19 protein-coding genes are annotated in these 20,549 nt (G+C 67.8%); 7 read left to right on the plus strand and 12 right to left on the minus strand.

From position 1 onward, the window contains the following. Positions 1–230 precede the first annotated feature (230 nt). From V3B30_RS03465 to hutI, 5 genes are all read right to left on the minus strand, one after another. Entirely contained in the window at positions 231–1,667 is a 1,437-nt protein-coding gene (locus V3B30_RS03465) for a serine hydrolase domain-containing protein (RefSeq protein ID WP_262083383.1), read from the minus strand. Between the two features lie 220 nt (positions 1,668–1,887). Beyond that, positions 1,888–3,555, minus strand: a complete 1,668-nt coding sequence (hutU, locus tag V3B30_RS03470; RefSeq protein WP_262083382.1) for a urocanate hydratase — start codon at positions 3,553–3,555, stop codon at positions 1,888–1,890. Beyond that, complete coding sequence (gene hutG, locus V3B30_RS03475; protein WP_100473258.1) at positions 3,552–4,406, minus strand: N-formylglutamate deformylase; 855 nt, start codon at positions 4,404–4,406, stop codon at positions 3,552–3,554. Before hutG ends, hutU begins: the two co-directional genes overlap by 4 nt. Continuing rightward, complete coding sequence (hutH, locus tag V3B30_RS03480) at positions 4,403–5,944, minus strand: histidine ammonia-lyase (RefSeq protein ID WP_262083381.1); 1,542 nt, start codon at positions 5,942–5,944, stop codon at positions 4,403–4,405. The genes hutG and hutH overlap by 4 nt, the downstream gene beginning before the upstream one ends. Continuing rightward, entirely contained in the window at positions 5,941–7,164 is a 1,224-nt protein-coding gene (gene hutI / locus V3B30_RS03485) for an imidazolonepropionase (RefSeq protein ID WP_262083380.1), read from the minus strand. The genes hutH and hutI overlap by 4 nt, the downstream gene beginning before the upstream one ends. Before the next feature lie 67 nt (positions 7,165–7,231). On the opposite strand from hutI, the gene V3B30_RS03490 reads away from it, so the two are divergent. Both V3B30_RS03490 and hutC read left to right on the plus strand, forming a co-directional pair. Then, entirely contained in the window at positions 7,232–8,602 is a 1,371-nt protein-coding gene (locus tag V3B30_RS03490) for a formimidoylglutamate deiminase (RefSeq protein ID WP_262083379.1), read from the plus strand. 28 nt (positions 8,603–8,630) lie between these two features. After that, positions 8,631–9,359: a histidine utilization repressor gene (gene hutC / locus V3B30_RS03495; RefSeq protein ID WP_088026455.1), complete on the plus strand. Its 729-nt coding sequence runs from the start codon at positions 8,631–8,633 to the stop codon at positions 9,357–9,359. A gap of 102 nt (positions 9,360–9,461) precedes the next feature. Here the strand turns inward: hutC and V3B30_RS03500 are convergent, their stop codons facing one another. From V3B30_RS03500 to V3B30_RS03510, 3 genes are all read right to left on the minus strand, one after another. Further along, complete coding sequence (locus V3B30_RS03500) at positions 9,462–10,466, minus strand: restriction endonuclease (protein WP_262083378.1); 1,005 nt, start codon at positions 10,464–10,466, stop codon at positions 9,462–9,464. A 236-nt stretch (positions 10,467–10,702) separates the two neighbouring features. Continuing rightward, positions 10,703–11,194, minus strand: coding sequence for a phasin family protein (locus V3B30_RS03505; protein WP_100473253.1), 492 nt, complete (start codon positions 11,192–11,194; stop codon positions 10,703–10,705). Between the two features lie 80 nt (positions 11,195–11,274). Then, complete coding sequence (locus tag V3B30_RS03510) at positions 11,275–11,550, minus strand: polyhydroxyalkanoic acid system family protein (RefSeq protein WP_005417302.1); 276 nt, start codon at positions 11,548–11,550, stop codon at positions 11,275–11,277. 125 nt (positions 11,551–11,675) lie between these two features. Here V3B30_RS03510 and V3B30_RS03515 point away from each other — a divergent pair, with 125 nt between their 5' ends. The 4 genes from V3B30_RS03515 (at position 11,676) to aroA (ending at position 16,456) form a co-directional block, all read left to right on the plus strand. Continuing rightward, positions 11,676–12,482 carry an FHA domain-containing protein gene (locus V3B30_RS03515; RefSeq protein ID WP_100473252.1) on the plus strand — a complete coding sequence of 269 codons (807 nt, stop codon included), beginning with the start codon at positions 11,676–11,678 and terminating at the stop codon, positions 12,480–12,482. A 253-nt stretch (positions 12,483–12,735) separates the two neighbouring features. Next, positions 12,736–13,821, plus strand: a complete 1,086-nt coding sequence (serC, locus tag V3B30_RS03520; RefSeq protein ID WP_262083377.1) for a 3-phosphoserine/phosphohydroxythreonine transaminase — start codon at positions 12,736–12,738, stop codon at positions 13,819–13,821. A 51-nt stretch (positions 13,822–13,872) separates the two neighbouring features. Beyond that, positions 13,873–15,072, plus strand: a complete 1,200-nt coding sequence (pheA, locus tag V3B30_RS03525) for a prephenate dehydratase (protein WP_262083376.1) — start codon at positions 13,873–13,875, stop codon at positions 15,070–15,072. A gap of 76 nt (positions 15,073–15,148) precedes the next feature. Beyond that, positions 15,149–16,456 carry a 3-phosphoshikimate 1-carboxyvinyltransferase gene (aroA, locus tag V3B30_RS03530; protein WP_262083375.1) on the plus strand — a complete coding sequence of 436 codons (1,308 nt, stop codon included), beginning with the start codon at positions 15,149–15,151 and terminating at the stop codon, positions 16,454–16,456. 120 nt (positions 16,457–16,576) lie between these two features. Here the strand turns inward: aroA and V3B30_RS03535 are convergent, their stop codons facing one another. Together V3B30_RS03535 and V3B30_RS03540 are read right to left on the minus strand one after the other, a co-directional pair. Further along, a complete protein-coding gene (locus tag V3B30_RS03535) occupies positions 16,577–17,152 on the minus strand; it encodes an energy transducer TonB (RefSeq protein WP_262083374.1) in 576 nt (191 codons plus the stop codon). 119 nt (positions 17,153–17,271) lie between these two features. Further along, a complete protein-coding gene (locus V3B30_RS03540) occupies positions 17,272–17,910 on the minus strand; it encodes an energy transducer TonB (RefSeq protein ID WP_100473247.1) in 639 nt (212 codons plus the stop codon). A 113-nt stretch (positions 17,911–18,023) separates the two neighbouring features. Between V3B30_RS03540 and serS the strand changes: the two genes are divergently transcribed. Continuing rightward, complete coding sequence (gene serS, locus V3B30_RS03545) at positions 18,024–19,304, plus strand: serine--tRNA ligase (protein ID WP_006452392.1); 1,281 nt, start codon at positions 18,024–18,026, stop codon at positions 19,302–19,304. A gap of 141 nt (positions 19,305–19,445) precedes the next feature. Here the strand turns inward: serS and V3B30_RS03550 are convergent, their stop codons facing one another. Beyond that, positions 19,446–19,796, minus strand: coding sequence for a ligand-binding protein SH3 (locus V3B30_RS03550; protein WP_262083373.1), 351 nt, complete (start codon positions 19,794–19,796; stop codon positions 19,446–19,448). A 136-nt stretch (positions 19,797–19,932) separates the two neighbouring features. After that, positions 19,933–20,520 (minus strand): NAD(P)H-dependent oxidoreductase, encoded by a 588-nt coding sequence (locus tag V3B30_RS03555; RefSeq protein WP_049471397.1) that lies wholly within the window; start codon positions 20,518–20,520, stop codon positions 19,933–19,935. Positions 20,521–20,549 lie beyond the last annotated feature (29 nt).

Here is a 20,549-nt window from a genome sequence, read left to right on the forward strand (position 1 = left end):
GTTAACAGGTCAGCAGCCCCGCGTCACCCACCTCCCGCGTATGGTCCGCTGCGGCGCTCTGTAGTGTCGAGCCATGCTCGACTGCTTGTCTGCCCGGAGTCGAGCATGGCTCGACACTACAGAGCCGTCTTCGCCAGCGCCTTGGCCTTCGCATACAGGGGGGGGGGCCTTTGTGCCGGGGGGCTCGTCTTTCTGTGGGGTCCCCCCCGCCCCCCCCCCCCCCCCCCCCACTACAGAGCCGTCTTCGCCAGCGCCTTGGCCTTCGCATACAGCCGGTCAGCCGTTTCCTTCTCACCCAGCGCGGCATGACACTCCGCCAGGCTGTCCCACGCATTTGCCGAATCCGGATACAGCTCGGTGTTGAGCGTGAACACCTTCACCGCCTTGCGTGCACCAAGACTTTCGCGGATCGCGTACCCATCGGCATTGATCGCGCGTTCCAGTTCACTGGCAGCAACCTTGTTGCTGTCGCGCAGCCAGCGATGCACAGCTTCGGCCGCGCCAGCGCTGTCATCCAGCGCATACGCGATCAGTCGCTCGGACAACACCGTATGCGGAAACTCCTCCGGCGCGGCCACCGCCATCGTGCTCTCGACCAGCGTGCTCGACCAGACATTGCGGGCGCTGCCGTTGGTCAGGTACACGAACACCCAGTAGCCGTTGGCCAGCGTGCCCTTGTAGGCCAGCCGTGCACGCACGCGGGTGCCACCATCGTGGCCGACCTGGGTGTAGCCGTCGCTGCGGGTGGTGTCCCAGCCCGTGGAGAAGAAGTTGCTGCCGCCGCCGCTCAGCTTCTGCGGCTGCCAGAGCGTTTCCAGCGTGGACGTGCGCAGCAGCTTGCCGGTCGCCAGCGCCTGCAGGAATCGGTTCATGTCGCCCACGGTGGTCTGCAGGTCGGCATGCCCCCAGCCGTAGTTGGGCCAGGGATCTTCATTGGCCGGTTGCAACGCGCCATCCTTGCCGATGTACGGCACCGCTGCGCGCTGCACCGGCACGCTGGCTGCTCCCCATGAAGTACTGGTCATCTTCAGCGGCTGCAGGATGCGTTCGCGCGCGATGGCCGGGTAGGGCTTGCGGTAATGCGCTTCCAGCAACGCCGTCAGTACCAGGTAGTTGGCCTGCGTGTACTGCACGCGGCTGCCGGTGGCGAACTGCATCGGCGCCGCCGCAGCCACCTTCAGCGCAGCGGAAAGGTCGGGCGCCACGCCGGTGTAGCCCTTGCTCACCCAGCGGTTGTCCACCCGGCCGTAGTACTCGCCGATACCCGCGCTGTGGTTGATGAAATCGCGTACGTGGATTGCCTGCCAGGCAACCGGGAGGTCCGGAACATAACGGCTGGCCGGCGCGTCCAGATCCACCTTGCCCTGGTCGACCAGCTGCATCACCAGTGTGCTGGTCAGCAGCTTGGCCATCGACTGCGCGGCGAAGATGGTATCGACAGTGGCAGGCGCATAGGTGGCTGGGTCACGTTCGCCGCTGGCGCCCTGGTAGAGCACCTGGCCGTTGTGTGCGACCAGTACCGCCTGGCCAGCAATGCCGTAGCGCTCGCGATTGGCGTGCAGCTGAGTGTCGAGCTGATTGGAAAGATCGCCAGGCGACTCACCCGCCGACGCGATCGGAACGGCGAAGAGGGCACAGATCAATGCAGCAGCAAGGGTGCGGTACATCGCGGTGTCCCATCAGCGGTGATGGCGCATGTTGGTCACGGCGGAAGAGCGGGTCAAGGGCACCGTTGCCGTATCGGGGAGAGCCGGGGCGCGGGCGGGCCCCCCGCAAGGGGGGCGGGGGGGGGGGGCGGCGGGGGGGGCCGAGAGAGGGCGCGCGGCCCCGCGCCCGCCACAACCACTTGTTTCCGGTCGGCCCGCCCGCGGCCCGGCAACCCTGCGATCAGCCGAGAATGCCCGGCAGATCCAGTCCCTTTTCCTTCGCGCAATCAATCGCGATCTCATAGCCTGCATCGGCGTGGCGCATCACGCCGGTGGCCGGGTCGTTCCACAGCACGCGACCAATCCGCTTGGCCGCCGCCTCGGTACCGTCGCAGACGATCACCATGCCGGCGTGCTGCGAGAAGCCCATGCCGACGCCGCCACCATGATGCAACGACACCCAGGTGGCACCGCTGGCGGTGTTGAGCAGGGCGTTCAGCAGCGGCCAGTCGGACACCGCATCGGAACCATCGGCCATCGCTTCGGTTTCGCGATTTGGCGACGCCACGCTGCCTGAATCCAGATGGTCGCGACCAATCACCACCGGCGCCTTCAGTTCGCCGTTGGCGACCATTTCGTTGAACGCCAGGCCGAGGCGATCGCGGTCACCCAGGCCCACCCAGCAGATGCGTGCCGGCAGGCCCTGGAACTTGATCTTCTCGGCGGCCATGTCCAGCCAGCGGTGCAGGTGCGGATTGTCCGGAATCAGTTCCTTCACCTTGGCGTCGGTCTTGGCGATGTCTTCCGGGTCGCCGCTCAGTGCGGCCCAGCGGAACGGGCCGATGCCGCGGCAGAACAGCGGACGGATGTAGGCCGGCACGAAACCGGGGAAGTCAAACGCGTTCTCCACGCCTTCTTCCAGCGCCATCTGCCGCAGGTTGTTGCCGTAGTCCACGGTCGGCACGCCCAGCGCGTGGAAGCCGAGCATGGCGCGGATGTGGTTGGCCATCGACGCGCGCGCGGCCTTCTCCACGTCCTTCGGCGCAGAGACGCGCTTCTCGTCCCACTGCTCGACGGTCCAGCCCTGCGGCAGGTAGCCGTTCACCGGATCGTGCGCGGAGGTCTGGTCGGTCAGCAGGTCCGGCTTCACGCCGCGCTTGAGCAGTTCGGCCAGCACGTCGGCAACGTTGCCGAGCAGGCCCACCGACTTCGGCGTACCGGCCTTGCACGATTCATCGATCAGGCGCAGCGCTTCGTCCAGGTTGTCGGTCCAGGTATCCAGGTAGCCGGTGCGCAGGCGCATGTCGATGCTGCTCTTGCGGCACTCGACGGCCAGGCAGGAGGCGCCGGCCATCACGGCAGCCAGCGGCTGCGCGCCGCCCATGCCGCCGAGGCCACCGGTGAACAGCCACTTGCCGGTCAGATCGCCACCGAAATGCTGGCGTCCCATCTCCACGAAGGTCTCGTAGGTGCCCTGCACGATGCCCTGTGCGCCGATGTAGATCCAGCTGCCGGCGGTCATCTGGCCGTACATGGCCAGGCCCTTCCTATCCAGCTCGTTGAAGTGGTCCCAGTTGGCCCAGCGCGGCACCAGGTTGGAATTGGCGATCAGCACGCGCGGCGCATCGGCATGGGTGCGGAACACACCCACCGGCTTGCCCGATTGCACCAGCAGGGTCTGGTCGTCGTCCAGGCGCTTGAGCGTCTCGACGATCGCATCGAAGCTCTCCCAGTCGCGCGCGGCGCGGCCGATGCCGCCGTACACCACCAGTTCCTGCGGGCGCTCGGCCACGTCGGGGTGCAGGTTGTTCATCAGCATGCGCAGCGGCGCTTCGGTCAGCCAGCTCTTGGCGTTGAGCGTGGTGCCGGTCGGCGCGGCAATGGTGCGGGACGGGTCGTTGCGGGTCATGCGGCGCTCCGGTTCGTAGCGAATTCAAGGCAGGCATTGAGCACCTGCGCCAGGGTGTGGCGCAGCGGTGCGGCGTGGTCGGGGTCGAGCGGGGTGGGCCAGCTGTGTTCGTCCACCTGGTCCGGCAGCGGTTCGTGCATGTAGCCGCGGCAGGCCAGCTCCATCTGCAGGCTGTGCACGCCACCGGCGACGTTGCTGTAGTGGCGGGTGATCCAGCCGCCCTTGAAGCGGCCGTTGCGCACCTGGCTCATGCCACTGATCTTCAGCAGGTTCTCCACCACATCGCTCAACGCGTTGTCGCAGGAGGTATCCGGCGCACCGGACGGGCCGGCGGTGCCGAGATTGAACTGCGGCAGTTCACCGTCGAACAGGTGCGGGATATGCGAGCGGATCGAGTGCGCGTCATACACCACGACAGTGCCGAACTTCGCACGCAGGCGCGTGATCTGCGCAGCCAGCGCGTCGTGGTAAGGCAGGAAATACGTGTCGCGGCGGCGCGCGATTTCCGCGTCGTCGGGTTCGCGTCCGGCGTGGTACAGCGGCTGGTTGTCGAAGGTGGTCAGCGGGCACAGGCCGGTGGTGTTCTGGCCCGGGTACAGCGACACACCGCTGGGATCGCGGTTGAGATCGATCACCGAGCGCGAGATCGCCGAGCGTACCGTGGTCGCGCCCATGCCTCGCACGAAATCGTACAGTTCGTGCACCCACCAGTCGGCGTCGCGCCGGGCCAGCCATGGCGAGTGGTAGTCGCCGATCAGGTCGTGCGGCAGCTCGCTGCCGGTATGCGGGAAGCTGACGATCAACGGGGCATCGCCTTCGTGCACCGTCAGCCAGTCGGGATGGGCGTTCATGCCTGTGGCTCCACAGTCGGCAACAGTTCGGCCAGGCCCTGCGCCAGCGCGCCGCTGCGCACCAGGTTGGTGGCGGTCACCATGTCCGGATGGAAATAGCGATCCTCTTCCAGCGTCGGCACCTGCGCACGCAGGGTGGCGCGCACGGATTCCAGCGCGGCACTGGAGCGCAGCGGGGCGTGGAAGTCGCAGCCCTGCGCAGCGGCCAGCAGTTCGATGCCGATCACGTTGGCCGCGTTCTCGGCCATCTGCATCAGGCGGCGCGCGCCATGCGCGGCCATCGACACATGGTCTTCCTGGTTGGCCGAGGTCGGGATCGAATCAACACTGGCCGGGTAGGCGCGCTGCTTGTTTTCCGAGACCAGCGCCGCGGCGGTCACCTGCGGAATCATGAAGCCGGAATTCAGGCCCGGGCGCGGGGTCAGGAACGCTGGCAGGCCGGACAGCGCCGGGTCGACCAGCATCGCCAGGCGGCGCTCGCTGATCGAGCCGATCTCGCACACCGCCATCGCCAGCATGTCGGCGGCGAAGGCGACCGGCTCGGCGTGGAAGTTGCCGCCGGACAGCGCTTCGCCGGTATCGGTGAACACCAGCGGATTGTCGGACACGCCGTTGGCTTCGATTTCCAGGGTGGTCGCGGCCTGGCGCAGGATGTCCAGTGCCGCGCCCATCACCTGCGGCTGGCAGCGCAGGCAGTACGGGTCCTGCACGCGCACGTCGTTGTCGCGGTGCGATTCGCGGATGTCCGAGCCCTGCATCAGCGTGCGTAGGGTGGCCGCAGTGGCGATCTGCCCGCGCTGGCCGCGGATCTCATGGATGCGCGGGTCGAACGGTGTGTCAGAACCCTTGGCCGCTTCCACTGACAGCGCGCCGGTGACCAGCGCAGCCTGGAACACGGTCTCGATCTCGAACAGGCCGGCCAGCGCATAGGCGGTGGAGAACTGGGTGCCGTTGAGCAGTGCCAGGCCTTCCTTCGCGCCCAGGTCGATCGGCTGCAAACCGGCGCGTCCCAGTGCGTCGGTTGCCGGAAGGCGTTCGTCACCGATGAACGCTTCGCCCACGCCCAGCATCACGCTGGCCAGGTGCGAGAGCGGCGCCAGGTCGCCCGAGGCACCCACAGACCCCTGCGCGGGCACCACCGGCAGCACGCCCTTGACCAGCATCGCTTCCAGCAGCAGCAGCGTTTCCTCGCGGATGCCTGAAGCCCCTTGGGCGAGGCTGACCAGCTTCAGCGCCATCATCAGGCGCACCACGCTGGCCGGCATCGGCTCGCCCACGCCGGCCGCATGCGAAAGCACGATGTTCCGCTGCAGGGTGGCCAGGTCTTCGCGCTCGATGCGCACGCTGGCCAGCTTGCCGAAGCCGGTGTTGATGCCATACACCGGTGCGCCCTTGGCGACGATGGCGGCGACGGCCGCCGCACTGGCGCGCACCACCGGCAGCGCGGCCGGGTCCAGTGCAAGCGGCGCACCGCGATAGACCTGCCGCCACTGGGCAAGAGTGACATGGCCGGGGCGAAGAACCAGGGTGTTGCTCATGTGTTGCTCCAGGAGGCAGGCAGGTCGGGCTGTCCGCGCACCACGCGCGCGTGCAGCGGGTTGAATCCAATGCGATAGACCAAGTCGGCGGGGGCGTCGATGTCCCAGATCGCCAGGTCGCAGTCCATGCCTACGGCCAAACGGCCGATGCGCTCGCCATGGCCCAGTGCGCGCGCTGCTTCACGGGTGAAGCCGGCGATGCACTCGTCCACGGTCAGGCGGAACAGGGTGGCGCCCATGTTCATCGCCAGAAGCGGGCTGGTCAGTGGCGAGGTGCCGGGGTTGCTGTCGGTGGCCAGCGCCAGCGGCACGCCGGCCGCACGCAGCGCGGCGATCGGTGGCAGGGTGGTATCGCGGGTGAAATAGAACGCGCCGGGCAGCAGCACGGCGACGGTGCCAGCGGCGGCCATCGCGGCGATGCCGGCATCGTCCAGGTGTTCGATATGGTCGGCCGACAGTGCACCGAAGCTGGCCGCCAGTTCGGCGCCATGCTGGTTGCTCAGCTGCTCGGCGTGGATCTTCACCGCCAGCCCGTTGGCGCGTGCCGCTTCGAAAACCTGCCGCGCCTGAGCCGGCGAGAAGGCGATGTTCTCGCAGAACACATCCACCGCTTCGGCCAGACCTTCGGTGGCGATGGCCGGAATCATCACGTTGCACACCTCGTCGGTGTATTCCTGTGCTTCGCGGCCCGGCGGAATCGCGTGTGCGCCGAGGAAGGTGGTCACCACGTTGACCCGGCATTCCTCGCCCAGTGCACGCGCCACCTGCAGCTGCTTGCGTTCGTCGGGCAGGGTCAGGCCGTAGCCGGACTTGATCTCGAGGGTGGTCACGCCCTCGGCGCGCATCGCCAGCAGGCGTGGCCGGCTTTCCAGGGCCAGCTGTTCGGGCGTGGCGGCACGGGTGGCGCGCACGGTAGAGACGATGCCGCCGCCGGCACGGGCAATCTCGGCATAGCTGACGCCCTGCAGGCGCTGCTCGAATTCGTTGGCGCGGTTGCCGGCGTAGACCAGGTGGGTATGGCAGTCGATCAGGCCCGGCGAGATCCAGCGGCCTTCGCCGTCGATGCGGGTGGTCGGCTGCAGGTGGGCATCGCTGCCGGCCGCGCCAACATGAACGATGCGGCCGTCGGCGCAGGCCAGTACGCCATCGCGCATGACACCCAGCCCCTCGCCATCGAGGGTGATCAGGTGGACGTTGGACCAGAGGGTATCGACGTGCATGGCATCCACAACGCGGCTGTGCTTATATGTCTATACAATATAGGCGTCCATTTCGGGTTGTCCAGCCATGTCCGATTCGCGTTCCCCGCACAGTTTCCATGCCGCCCACGCCCTGCTGGCCGAAGGTTGGGCCCGCGACGTCCGCCTGCAGGTGCAGGACGGTCGCATCACGGCAATCAGCACGGGGCAGGGCGCGCAGGCGGGCGACACCCGCGTCGGCATCCTGGTGCCGGGCCTGCCCAACCTGCACAGCCATGCCTTCCAGCGCGGCATGGCTGGGCTGACCGAGATCGGCGGCGGCGACGGTGACAGCTTCTGGAGCTGGCGCGAGCTGATGTATCGCTTCCTGGCCCATCTGCGCCCGGACGCGGTGCAGGCCATCGCGGCCCAGGCTTACATGGAAATGCTGGAAAGCGGCTTTACCCGCGTCGGCGAATTCCACTACCTGCACCACGATGCTGACGGCCGGCCGTATGCCAACCGTGCCGAGATGAGCGCAAGGATTGCGGCGGCGGCCGACCAGACCGGCATCGGCCTGACCCTGCTTCCGGTGTTCTATGCGCACGCCGATTTCGGCGGGGCAGCACCGAACCCCGCGCAGCGGCGCCTGATCCACGACGTGGACGGCTTCGCGCAGCTGCTGGACGCCGCCAAGCCGTCATTGGCCACGCTGCCCGACGCGGTGCTCGGCATCGCACCGCACAGCCTGCGTGCGGTCACGGGTGAGGAACTGAGCGCGCTGCTGCCGCTGACCGACGGCCCGGTGCACATCCACATCGCCGAACAGGTGCGCGAAGTGGAGGCCTGCCTGGCCTGGAGTGGCCAGCGTCCGGTGCAGTGGCTGTACAACCATGCGCCGGTGGATGCGCGCTGGTGCCTGGTGCATGCCACCCACATCACCGATGACGAGCGTGCGGCCATTGTGGCCAGCCAGGCCGTGGCCGGCCTGTGCCCGATCACCGAGGCCAACCTGGGCGACGGCCTGTTCCCGATGCAGGCGTTCGCGCGCGAGGGTGGGCGCTTCGGTGTCGGCTCCGATTCCAATGTGCTGATCGACGCGGCTGAAGAACTGCGCCTGCTCGAATACGGCCAGCGGCTGACCCTGCGCGGGCGCAATGTGCTGGCCCCGGACGCCACCCGCAGCACTGGCCGCTTCCTGTTCGAGGGCGTACTGCACGGTGGTGCGCAGGCCCTGGGCGTGGCCCCGGGACTGCAGGTCGGCGCCAGTGCCGATCTGGTCGAGCTGGACGCCGCGCACCCGGCACTGCAGGCGCGACAGGATGACGCATGGCTTGACAGCTGGGTGTTCGCCGCACGTAATGGCGCGCTGCGATCGGTCTGGCGCCATGGCCGCCAATGCGTGGCCGAGGGCCGCCACCTGCAGCACGAGGCGATCACCACCGCCTTCGCCGCCGCGCTGCGCGGCGTGCTGGGCTGATCGCCTCCCGCCACCGAGACTCCATTACGTGAAGGCCAGCAAGTCCGCCACGCTCAACCAGCGTATCCGCAGTGATCTGGAAAGCCGCATCCTCAGCGGAGAGTGGGCGCCGGGCTTCCGCATTCCGTACGAGCACGAGCTGATGGAGCAGTACGGCTGCTCGCGGATGACGGTGAACAAGGTGCTGACCGCACTGGCCGAGAGCGGCATGATCGAGCGCCGCCGCCGCGCCGGTTCGTTCGTGGCGCGGCAGCCCCCGCACCTGGAGCAGGTGGCGCTGGAGATTCCGGATATCGCGATGGAAGTCGGCTCACGCGGCCATCAGTACGCCTATCGACTGCTGCAACGCGACCTGCGCCTGGCCGATGCCGGCAATGCCGGCGAAGTGGAGCTGGCGGGCCAGGAGACGCTGCTGGCGATGCGTTGCCTGCACCTGGCCGATGGCCGTCCGTTGGCGCTGGAGCACCGCCTGATCAGCCCGGTGGGCGTGCCCGAGGTGCTGGAGGTCGATTTCAGTACCACCGCGCCGGGCAGCTGGTTGCTGCAGAACGTTTCGTGGACCCGCGCCCAGCACCGCATCAGCGCCTGGGGCGCCGACACCGCCACCGCCAAGCTGCTGGACGTGAAGCCGGGCACCGCCTGCCTGGTGATCGAGCGCCTGACCTGGCGTGGCGAACAGCCGATCACCCGCGTGCGCCAGGTATTCCTTGGCGACGCCTGGGACCTGGTCGCGCGCTTCGCGCCGGGGGCGCGTTAAGAGCCGTATCCACGCCTGGCGTGGATCCACTGAAGTCTCGCCGGGACTACGCGATGGGTGTGAACCCCTGGTAGATCCACGCCATGGGTGGTTGCTGCCTCATCAATACGTAGCGCACTGCCGCCAGCGCACGGGTTCATCCACGCCGGGGCGGGCGTTGAGCTGGATGCGCACGTTGCGCAGGGCGGGGTAATGCAGCACTTCCTCGCAGACCCGCGGCCACACCGCTTCCAGTTCGCCGGTGCGGTTGATCGCCAGGGTCTGGCGGGTCAGCCAGACGCCGCTGGCGATGCCGGGCTTGCCGGCCAGTGCGCGGGCCAGATCGGCCTGGAAGCGCTCCAGCGTGGCGGCATCCGGGTTGGGATTGCTGCGCGCGTCCACCGCCGGGGCGACGGCAGCCGCGGGAGCGGGGGCGGGCGCGGGTACTGCTTCGATCGGGGCAGGTTCAGCCGCAGGTGCGGCCGAAGGCGTTGCCACCGCCGGCGCCGCAGCAACGGGCGCGGTTTTTTCCACGTGCAGGCCCTGCAGGCCCAAGCCGACCAGCAGCCCCAGCGTTGCCGAACCCAGTGCCGCAATGGCAATCCGGCGCAGTGCCTCATGTCGGGCGCTGGCACGCACACGTGCCTCGATATCGCCAGGCAGGTAGGGTTGCAGCAGCGGCCACAGGCGCGGGCCGTCCAGCACTTCAACGGCCTGCTTCTCGGCGGCGCCACGGCCGTCGCGCTCGATACGGCCTTCGGTCAGCAGCACGCCGCCCTTGGCCCCGGCCAGGCGCGCGGCCGCGCCCAGCTCGTTCACTGCGGCGGTGCCGATGCGGTAGGCCAGGCCATGCTTGCACGACACCAGCCATTGATTGGGGCCATCGCTGAGCAGGAAGTCGCTGCTCGGCTCGCGGGCATCTTCGGCCGGATCGATAAGCTCGCGCAGGCCGCGCTGTTCGCGCAGCATGCGCTTGACCAGTACCGAGAATTCGCGCCAGTGCATGCCGGCCAGGGCCTGCAGGCCGAGTTGCATCTCCTTCCGCCGCCGCTTGATCCACCACAGATAGACAACGGCCAGGGAACAGGTAAGCAGGGCCGACAGCAGGGCCAGGATCCAAGGGAGCATGCAGGAGTAGGGCGGAAGGGGCGAAAGCGGAGAACGACAGTGTAAAGGTCGCGGTGCCCGGCTGGGTCAGGATGTTCCTGACAGGAAGCGTGATGGAGCGCGCAGATCGGCGCACGGCGGGCACGAAAAACCCGCCAATCCTGAAGCCGTGAGGGGAGGGAACAAACGGCAGCCGAAGCGATTGGCGGGTTGCTCGCGATTGTCAATCAATTTTTATTGCATTGCAACAATTGCGCTCAGGGCACGCTGTCCGGCGATTGATGGCTGCCCGGAGCGGGGGCGTCGGTGCCGGACGCGGCGCGGTTTTCCAGCTTGGCCAGGCGCGCGTGCAGGGCGTCGATGCGGGCCTCGAGCGCGGTCACTTCGTCGGCAGTGGGGACATGCAGGCGCTTGAGCACGCCCTGCACCTGGTCATCAAAGGCCTTCTCGACCTTGTTCCAGGTGCCGGAAGCCTTCTCGCGGGCCTCGTCCAGCGACGTTTCGACGTTGTCGCGCCAGCCCGGGCCCTGTTCGCCGCTGCGCTCACGGCGGCGGGCTTCCCAGGCTTCACCTTCCTTCACCAGGCCATCGAAGAAGCGGCTGCCCTCGGCCTGGGCACGGCCCAGCGCACCCAGCCCGGCCAGCCAGACCTGCTGTGCCGAGTCACTGAGCTTGCGCGAGAAGCGCTCGGCCTGGTCACCGAAAGAGGCGTCGTCGTTGCGGCGGTCGTCGTTTTCGTAGTGGTTCATCGCACTTCCCGTGGGAGTTGGGCCTGCCCCGAGAGTAGCGCGCGTTGGCGTTGCACGGCCGTGATGGCCGCCGCCGGGGTTCAGCCCAGCTTTTCCTTCAGCACGCGCTGGATCTCGCCTTCGACCATGCCCTTCATCGCCGACAGCAGGAAACCCAGCTTGGCGGTCACGCGCACGGCGCCCGGCTGCAGTTCGATCGCACCGTCCACGCCGCTGCCGGAGAAGTTCAGGACGTCGGCGGTCCAGGACGACTTCAGGCCGAAGCGCTCGGACAGCTTGGCAGCGACCTGCTCGATCGCGGCGCGCGCCTGTGCGTCGGGCAGGGCGTGGGCGTGGCGGACATCGATGGTGGACATGCAGGCTCCTGGCGCAGGGCGGGGATGATCAAAGAGGGCAAGCATTGTGCGCATCGCGGGCCTTCGCGCCAAGCACTCATCGTGGGTTCTTCTTCGTTGGCGGCCAACCTGCTAGGCTGCGCCGCGTGCAGAACCTGCTTGTTCACTTCAGTCAACAACAACAGCCCGACCAGCTCCTGCGGCCCGGGGTGCAGCGCATCGTGCGCCAGGCCAACGGCAGCGTGCGGCTCGGTGATGCCGGCCACGGCGCACTGCTGCTGGCCCAATTCTGCATGGACGATCGCGGCCTCTGGCTGCAGGTTGGCAATGGCATCCGCGGCATCCACGTCAACGGTCGCCCCGTGCGCCGGATGGCCCTGCTGCGCGCGGGCGACGCGGTGTACGTGGATGGCGTGGAAATGGTGCTGCAGGGCGAAGTCGAGAGCCTGCTGCAGGCGCCTGCGCCGAAAACCGAAGACGGCAGCGACGAGCAGCAACGACTGCTGCGCGGTGTTGGCGGCCTGCACCATGGCCGTAGCTTCACCCTGTCGCGGGCCCGCCTGATCGGCCGCGGCAACGAAGCCGACATCGCCATTGATGACCCGGCCTTCGCCGAACAGCATGCCCGGGTGGAAGTGCACGGCGAGCGCGTGCTGCTGCGCGACCTGGGCAGTGCCGACGGTACCCGGGTCAACGGCGTGGCCGTGCGCCACTGCTGGCTGCAGGCCGGCGACCAGGTGGTGTTCGATGGCCAGCACCGGTTCGTGCTGGAAGTGCCGCATGATCCGCGCCGGCGGCCGCTGCCGGTCGAGGACGATGCAAGCCACGAGGTCGAGCAGGCAACGGTGCTGCCGGCCGCGCCGCGCAGGGTCCGGCGCTGGCCGTGGCTGCTGGTCAGTGCGCTGCTGCTGGCCGCGCTGCTCAGCCTGCTGCTCTGGTTCGGCGCGCGCTGATCTGAACCGGCCGGGCATGGCCCGCGCGCTACCGGGACGGCGTTCATTTCCCCGCTCTTGGTGGGTGCCGACCTTGGTCGGCACGCTGCTTCGGCGGGCTTGACGCCTGATGGCGTACGTAGACCAAGCTTGGCGACTACCGGCCGCATTGCTGCGGCCGATGGATTCCAATGAAACCAAATTTCCCTTGCGCCACAAGGCCGCAAGGCTGGTGCACTGCGGCATACTAGGGGTCTTGCCCCACAGGTGTGACATGACGCGCGCGTTCAACTTCAGTGCCGGCCCTGCGACCTTGCCGGAATCGGTCCTGCGCCAGGCGCAGGCGGAAATGCTGGACTGGCACGGTACCGGTGCCTCGATCGTGGAAATGAGCCATCGCGGCGCGGAATTCATGTCCGTGGCCGCCGAGGCCGAGGCTGACCTGCGCCGCCTGCTCGATATCCCCGAAGACTATGCGGTGCTGTTCCTGTCCGGTGGTGCCACCACCCAGCAGGCGCTGATCCCGCTCAACTTCGCCGCCCCCGGCCAGCGTGCCGACTACGTGGTCAGTGGCCACTGGGGCAGGACCGCGGTCAAGCAGGCCGGTGTCTACGTCGACGTCAACATCGCGGCCAGCAGCGAGGCCGATGGCTACCGCACGCTGCCGCCGCGCGCCGGCTGGCAGCTCTCGCCCGATGCCGCCTACGTGCACATCACCGCCAACGAGACCATCCACGGCGTCGAGTTCCGTGATGTGCCCGACACCGGCAACGTCCCGCTGATCGCCGACTTCAGCTCGTCCATCGCCAGCGAACCGCTGGACGTGCGCCGCTACGGCGTGATCTACGCCGGCGCGCAGAAGAACCTGGGCCCGGTCGGCATCGCGGTGATGATCATCCGCCGCGACCTGCTCGAGCGCAGCGGCCAGCCGCGTGCGGACATCTTCGATTACCGCTCGCACGTTGCCCGCGATTCGATGCTCAACACCCCGCCGACCTGGAACTGGTACCTGGCCGGCCTGGTGTTCAAGTGGATGCTGGCCGAAGGCGGCGTGGCCGAGTTCGCCCGGCGCAACGCCGCCAAGGCCGCGCTGGTGTACGGCGCCATCGATGGTTCCGACGGCTTCTACCGCAACGAGGTCGTACACGCGGCACGTTCGCGGATGAACATCCCGTTCTTCCTGCCCGATGCCGAGCTTGATGCCCGTTTCGTCACCGAAGCCAAGGCCGCCGGCCTGCTTGCGCTGAAGGGGCACAAGGTGGTCGGGGGCATCCGTGCCTCGCTGTACAACGCCATGCCGCTGGCCGGGGCCGAGGCGCTGGTCGCCTTCATGGCCGATTTCCAGCAGCGTCACGGCTGAGCAATGAACGGCGCGCACCGTCGGGTGCGTGCCCCGCAACAAGGAATTCCGATGGCAAGCAGCAAATCCAGCAAGAAGGCGCCGAAGAAGGCCGTACCGGCCAAGGACAGCGCGCCCAGCAAGGCGAAGGGCAAGGCCAAGGCCGCCTCGAACCCGGCCCCCACCCTGGCGCCACTGGCGCTGGCCGATGTGCGCTCGAAGATCGACCAGATCGACCGCGACATCCAGAGCCTGATCGCCGAACGCGCACGTTTCGCCCACCAGGTCGGCAAGGCCAAGGGCAAGCTCGCCGCTGCCGTCGATTACTACCGCCCCGAGCGCGAAGCGCAGGTGCTGCGCATGGTGGTGGACCGCAACGAAGGCCCGCTCAGCGATGAGCTGCTGGTGCACGTCTACCGCGAGATCATGTCGGCCTGCCTGGCCCAGCAGGAGCCGCTGAAGATCGGCTACCTCGGCCCGGAAGGTACCTTCAGCCAGCAGGCGGTGCTCAAGCACTTCGGCCGCTCTGCGCTGGGGCTGCCGATGGCCAGCATCGAGGAAGTGTTCCAGGAAGTGGAAGCGGGCAATGCCGACTTCGGCGTGGTGCCGGTGGAGAATTCGGGGCAGGGCACCATCCAGATCACCCTGGACATGTTCCTGACCTCCAACCTGAAGATCTGCGGTGAAGTGGAACTGCGCGTGCAGCAGTACCTGATGTCGCGCAGCGGCCGCATCGAAGACATCGAGCGCATCTACGCGCATCCGCAGTCGTTCATGCAGACCTCGGCATGGTTGCGCGCCAACCTGCCGAGGGCCGAGAAGATTCCGGTGTCGAGCAACGCCGAAGGTGCGCGTCGTGCGCGCAACGCCGACGACGCAGCGGCCATCGGTGGCGAGAGTGCCGGCCATGTGTACGGCCTGAAGAAGGTGGTCACCAAGCCGATCCAGAACGATGCCGACAACACCACCCGCTTCCTGGTGGTGGGCCGCAACATCTTCCCGACCTCCGGCCACGACCGCACGTCGGTGCTGGTGTTCATCCATGACAAGCCCGGTGCGCTGTTCGACGTGCTCAGCCCGTTCGCCCGCCACGGCATCAGCATGAACCGCATCGAGTCGCGGCCGTCGCACCACGGCAAGTGGGAATACGGCTTCTTCATCGACCTGGCCGGCCACATCGACGACGCGCCGATGCAGGCTGCGCTGGCCGAACTGGAAGCGCACTCGGCGCAGATCAAGGTGCTGGGCTCCTATCCGGTGGCCGTGCCCTGAGTGCTGCCGCGGCGGCCACGGCCGCCGCTCCCTGATGCATCGCCGGCGCTGCCGGCGTTTACGGAACGATCGAACGATGAGCAACGCGCAACACTGGATCGCCCGCAAGGGCCAGCCGCTGCAGGGCAGCCTGACCATTCCCGGCGACAAGTCGGTCTCGCACCGCTCGGTGATGTTCGCCGCGCTGGCCGATGGCACCTCGCATATCGAAGGTTTCCTGGAAGGCGAAGACACCCGCGCCACTGCACGCATCTTCAGCCAGCTGGGTGTGCGCATCGAAACCCCCAGCCCGTCGCAGCGCATCGTGCACGGCGTCGGTATCGATGGCCTGCAGGCCCCGGATGCGCCGCTGGACTGCGGCAACGCCGGTACCGGCATGCGCCTGCTGGCCGGCCTGCTGGCAGGCCAGGCGTTCGACTGCACGCTGATCGGCGATGAGTCGCTGTCCGGCCGCCCCATGCGCCGTGTCACCGGCCCGTTGTCGCAGATGGGCGCGAAGATCGATACCCAGGATGACGGCACGCCGCCGCTGCACGTGCATGGCGGGCAATCGCTGCACGGCATCGACTTCGCTTCGCCGGTGGCCAGTGCGCAGATCAAGTCGGCGGTGCTGCTGGCCGGCCTCTACGCGCAGGGCGAAACCAGCGTGGTGGAACCGCACCCGACCCGCGACTACACCGAGCGCATGCTCTCTGCATTCGGCGTGGAGATCGAATTCTCGCCCGGCAAGGCGCGCCTGCGCGGCGGCCAGCGCCTGCGCGCCACGGATATCGTGGTACCAGCCGACTTCTCTTCGGCCGCGTTCTACCTGGTCGCCGCCAGCATCATCCCTGGCTCCGAGCTGCGCCTGAAGCAGGTCGGCCTGAACCCGCGTCGCACCGGTTTGCTGCACGCGCTGCGCCTGATGGGTGCGGACATCACCGAAGAGAACCCGGCCGAGCAGGGCGGTGAACCGGTGGCCGATCTGGTGGTGCGCTACGCCCCGTTGAAGGGGGCGCGCATTCCGGAAGCACTGGTGCCTGACATGATCGACGAGTTCCCAGCGCTGTTCGTGGCTGCCGCCGCCGCCGAAGGCCAGACCGTGGTGAGTGGTGCCGCCGAACTGCGGGTGAAGGAATCCGACCGCCTCGCAGCGATGGCCACCGGCCTGCGCGCGCTGGGCATGCAGGTAGACGAAACCGAAGACGGCGCCACCCTGCACGGCGGTGTGCGCCTGGGCAGCGGCACCATTGAAAGCCACGGCGACCATCGCATCGCCATGGCGTTCGCCATTGCCGGCCAGATCAGTGATGGCGAAGTGCGCATCAACGACATCGCCAACGTCGCCACGTCCTTCCCGGACTTCGATGGCCTGGCCCGCAGCGCCGGCTTCAATCTGGCCTGAAAGGCCACGCCCGGCGGATGACGCAACCCGGTGGGTGCCAACCTTGGTTGGCACGCGTCTGCGCATAAAAGGACGGAGGCCGAAGCCTCCGTCTAAGCATCACGAACCCCTCGTCCGCGATCAACGCTGTTCGGTACGGAAATCCACCGGAACCCGCACCACACTGGCCACCGCACGGCCATCACGCATCGCCGGCTGGAACTTCCAGTTCTGCACGGCACTCAGCACAGCACGATCCAGGTCACGGCTGCGTTCACCGCTGCGCGAGACAATCGCGGCATTGGTCACCTGGCCACGGGTATCGACATTGAGGCTGGCGATCACGCTGCCCTGCACGCCATTGCGCAGCGCTGCAGGGGGGTAGGCCGGCTTGCTGTTGCCTGCCAGCGGGCGCGCCTCGCGATTGCGCACTGCGGGAGCAGTTTTGGGCTGGCTGCTGGCCGGTGCAGTCTGGCGGGCAGCAGGTGCCTGCGCGTCGGCGACCGGCGCCTGCTCAGGGGCGGGGAGCATGCGCTCGCCAACCGGTGCCGGTGCCACGTCTTCCTGGCTCGAGTGACGCAGCCAGAGCAGCGCGGCGGCAAACATCGCCACGATCAGCGCGATCCACATCCAGGGCGACGTGGGCTTGTGCTGTTCGCTGGCTTGCTGCTGCTGCAACTGCGGCGAATGAAGGTCTTCGTGGGTGGTGGCAGTCATCGCAAACTCCTTCCGTCAATGGACGACGGGGAGAGTGTTGCGCGGGCCAGCGGCGGGAAGTGTCAGCGTTGCGTCAACGCGACCGGCAGGGTTCAGTTTTCCTGCCGGGCAACGTTCAGTTACTGGGTCTTGAAGTCGAACGGCACTTCAATGCTGCCGGGCACGGCCTGGCCGTTGCTCTGCGCCGGAGTGAAGCGCCAGCGGCGCACGGCGTCGGTGGCGGCACGGTCGAGCTCGCGTGAGCCGCTGCGCTGGATCACGGTGGCATTGTTCGGGTAGCCGGTGGCATCCACGTCCACGCGGACCACCACGCTGCCGGTCTCGCCGGCGCGCAGCGCGGCAGCCGGGTAGGCCGGCGGCGGCGACTGGCCGGCAATCGGCATCGGCTGGCTGTTGCCGGTGGCGGCCGGCGCAGGGGGCGGCGCGGCCGGGGCCGGTTCAGCGATGGGTGCCGGCGGTGGCGGGGCGGTTTCGACCAGCTTCGGGGCTTCGTCCTCTGCCGGGGCCGGCTTGGCATCGGGCATGTCGCTGGAGCCTGCGGCTGCAGCCAGCGGTTCCGGCAGCGGTTCCACCTGCGCGGTCTCCTGCGGCGTCTGCGCGGCCGGGTCGGCACGGAAGAACTCCTTGTCGCGGCCGGTCAACCAGACCACCACGAACAGCAGCATGCCCACGCCGAAGGCGATGCCGGCGATCTTCAGGGCGTTGCGCGGGATATGCACAGTGAACGACTTGGCGGACGACGAGCGGGGTGCAGACATGGACCGGACCAGTACGGAATAGCCTGATTCTGCCACGGCGGGAATGAACCGGGCGGCAGAAAACCGTATAACAGGCGATAATCCCGTTCCTGATACCCACCACGACACCTGCCATGCTTGATCCAGCCCTGCTCCGCCACCAGCCCGCCGACCTCGCCGAACGCCTGCGCACTAGCCGCGGCTTCGAGCTCGACGTGTCTGCCCTGGAGTCCCTGGAGGCTGATCGCAAGCGCATCCAGGTGCGGACCCAGGAGCTGCAGAGCCTGCGCAACAGCCGTTCCAAGGCCATCGGCCAGGCCAAGGCCAAGGGCGAGGACGTTTCGGCCATCATGGCCGAGGTCGCTGCCTTTGCCGACGAGCTGAAGGCTTCGGAAGTGGCGCTGGACGAGCTGCGCGAGAAGATCGAAGCGATCTCGATGGGCATTCCCAACCTTCCGGCCGATGACGTGCCGGCCGGTGCCGACGAGAACGACAATGTCGAGCAGGCGCGCTGGGGAACCCCGCGCCAGTTCGACTTCAAGGTGCTCGACCACGTTGAACTGGGCGCCCGCAACGGCTGGCTGGACGGCGAGACCGCGGCCAAGCTGTCCGGTTCGCGCTTCACCGTCCTGCGCGGCCCGATCGCGCGCCTGCACCGCGCCCTGGCCCAGTTCATGGTCGACCTGCACACCGGCGAGCACGGCTACGAGGAAACCAACGTACCGCTGCTGGTCAACGCCGACTCGCTGCGCGGTACCAGCCAGCTGCCGAAGTTCGAGGACGACCTGTTCAAGACCGCCGTGGGCGACTCCACGCGTTACCTGATCCCGACCTCGGAAGTGCCGCTGACCAACATCGTGCGCGATGAGATCGTCGACGCCGAGCGCCTGCCGCTGCGCATGACCGCCCACTCGATGTGCTTCCGTGCCGAGGCCGGCAGCGGTGGCCGCGACGTGCGCGGCATGATCCGCCAGCACCAGTTCGAGAAGGTCGAGCTGGTCTCGATCAGCCGCCCGGAAGACAGCGATGCCGAACACCAGCGCATGACCCGCTGTGCCGAAGTGGTGCTGGAGAAGCTGGGCTTGCCGTACCGCAAGGTGCTGCTGTGCACCGGCGACATGGGCTTCTCGGCCATCAAGACCTACGACCTGGAAGTCTGGCTGCCGTCGCAGGAAACCTACCGCGAGATCTCCTCGTGCTCGAACTGTGGTGACTTCCAGGCCCGCCGCATGCAGGCCCGCTGGCGCAACCCGGCCACTGGCAAGCCGGAGCTGGCGCACACGCTGAATGGCTCGGGCGTGGCCGTTGGCCGCGCGATGATCGCGGTGATGGAGAACTACCAGAACGCCGACGGCAGCATCACCGTGCCGGAGGCCCTGCGCCCGTACATGGGTGGCCTGGAAACCATCGCCTGATTCCCTGATCGGTGGGTGCCATGCTCGCATGGCACCGCTGTGGCCTTGGTGGGTGCCATGCTCGCATGGCACCGAATCCACGCATGGCGTGGATCTACAATGCGGGCGACATCCACGCCATGCGTGGATGAACCACCGCGATCACTCCACAGCGCGCAGCTTCTCCAACGGCACCCATCCCGGTTCGCCCGTTCCCGGCACGCACCATGCCCAGCCATTGAGCGTGCGCACCCCGCGCAGCAGCTGCCCTGGATCCACATCCAGCTCCCGCGCGCAGTAATCCTCCGTGGCAAACGCGCCACCCTGCGCATCGCGGCCGATCACCGGTGCCGGCACGAAACCGGGCTGCTGCCCCTCGGCTTCGCACAGAAACCAGGCGTCCCAGCCCTCCGGGCCTTCATAACGTTCGCCCACCACCAGCGCCTGGCCGCGGCGCAGGGTGATCGGATGCGGAAATTCGCTGCGGTGCGCAGCCGTCACGATGTAGTCCATGGCCCCAGCGTAGCGCGCCCATGAAAAAACGGCCCCGCAGAGCGGGGCCGCCAGGGTGGGCCGGGATGGGGGAGGGGATCCCGGCCCGCGTTCAGCGCCCAGACGAGGAGAGAGGGGCGCCGAACGCTGGAACGCGTTACGCGGCGACAGCTTCGGCCGCTTCGTGCGAAGGCAGTGCCGCCAGCGCGCCGGCAATGGCGTCTTCACGGTGCTGCGGCGAGTAGGCGATGCCTTCGGCGCGCACGAACTCGACTTCGTTGATGCCCATGAAGGCGAACACCTGGCGCAGGAACGGTTCCTGGAAGTCGGCCGGCGAGTCGGTGTAGATGCCGCCGCGGCTGCTGGCGATGATCACCCGCTTGCCACCGGCCAGGCCCACCGGGCCGTTCTCGGTGTACTTGAAGGTGCGGCCGGCCACGGCCACGCGGTCGATCCAGGCCTTCAGCGTAGACGGGATGCTGAAGTTGTACATCGGTGCGCCGATCACCACGATGTCGGCTTCCAGGAACTGCTGCATCACCTGTTCAGCATCGGTCGCCTCGGCGGCGTCGGTCTTGGCCAGCGAACTGCTGCGCAGATGCGGTACCGGATTGGCGTCAAGATCGCGATAATCGACCTGCAGGCCGTCGATCTGGCCGGTGAAGCGGGCGACCACGGCGGCCGACAGCTGGCGGGACACGGAGTTGTCGCCAAGCACGCTGGCGTCGAGATGCAGAAGCTTCATGGCAGTCACCTATGTTCTGGGAAGAAGGG

The organism is Stenotrophomonas sp. SMYL41 (genome assembly GCF_036319965.1).
In the GTDB taxonomy this organism is placed as follows: Bacteria; Pseudomonadota; Gammaproteobacteria; order Xanthomonadales; family Xanthomonadaceae; genus Stenotrophomonas; species Stenotrophomonas maltophilia_R.

Bases quoted from the DNA above. Each gene is read 5' to 3' on its own strand.
- V3B30_RS03465 (WP_262083383.1), bottom strand. From the start codon at position 1,667: ATGTACCGCACCCTTGCTGCTGCATTGATCTGTGCCCTCTTCGCCGTT.
- hutU (WP_262083382.1), bottom strand. From the start codon at position 3,555: ATGACCCGCAACGACCCGTCCCGCACCATTGCCGCGCCGACCGGCACC.
- hutG (WP_100473258.1), bottom strand. From the start codon at position 4,406: ATGAACGCCCATCCCGACTGGCTGACGGTGCACGAAGGCGATGCCCCG.
- hutH (WP_262083381.1), bottom strand. From the start codon at position 5,944: ATGAGCAACACCCTGGTTCTTCGCCCCGGCCATGTCACTCTTGCCCAG.
- hutI (WP_262083380.1), bottom strand. From the start codon at position 7,164: ATGCACGTCGATACCCTCTGGTCCAACGTCCACCTGATCACCCTCGAT.
- V3B30_RS03490 (WP_262083379.1), top strand. From the start codon at position 7,232: ATGTCCGATTCGCGTTCCCCGCACAGTTTCCATGCCGCCCACGCCCTG.
- V3B30_RS03500 (WP_262083378.1), bottom strand. From the start codon at position 10,466: ATGCTCCCTTGGATCCTGGCCCTGCTGTCGGCCCTGCTTACCTGTTCC.
- V3B30_RS03505 (WP_100473253.1), bottom strand. From the start codon at position 11,194: ATGAACCACTACGAAAACGACGACCGCCGCAACGACGACGCCTCTTTC.
- V3B30_RS03510 (WP_005417302.1), bottom strand. From the start codon at position 11,550: ATGTCCACCATCGATGTCCGCCACGCCCACGCCCTGCCCGACGCACAG.
- serC (WP_262083377.1), top strand. From the start codon at position 12,736: ATGACGCGCGCGTTCAACTTCAGTGCCGGCCCTGCGACCTTGCCGGAA.
- pheA (WP_262083376.1), top strand. From the start codon at position 13,873: ATGGCAAGCAGCAAATCCAGCAAGAAGGCGCCGAAGAAGGCCGTACCG.
- aroA (WP_262083375.1), top strand. From the start codon at position 15,149: ATGAGCAACGCGCAACACTGGATCGCCCGCAAGGGCCAGCCGCTGCAG.
- V3B30_RS03535 (WP_262083374.1), bottom strand. From the start codon at position 17,152: ATGACTGCCACCACCCACGAAGACCTTCATTCGCCGCAGTTGCAGCAG.
- V3B30_RS03540 (WP_100473247.1), bottom strand. From the start codon at position 17,910: ATGTCTGCACCCCGCTCGTCGTCCGCCAAGTCGTTCACTGTGCATATC.
- serS (WP_006452392.1), top strand. From the start codon at position 18,024: ATGCTTGATCCAGCCCTGCTCCGCCACCAGCCCGCCGACCTCGCCGAA.
- V3B30_RS03550 (WP_262083373.1), bottom strand. From the start codon at position 19,796: ATGGACTACATCGTGACGGCTGCGCACCGCAGCGAATTTCCGCATCCG.
- V3B30_RS03555 (WP_049471397.1), bottom strand. From the start codon at position 20,520: ATGAAGCTTCTGCATCTCGACGCCAGCGTGCTTGGCGACAACTCCGTG.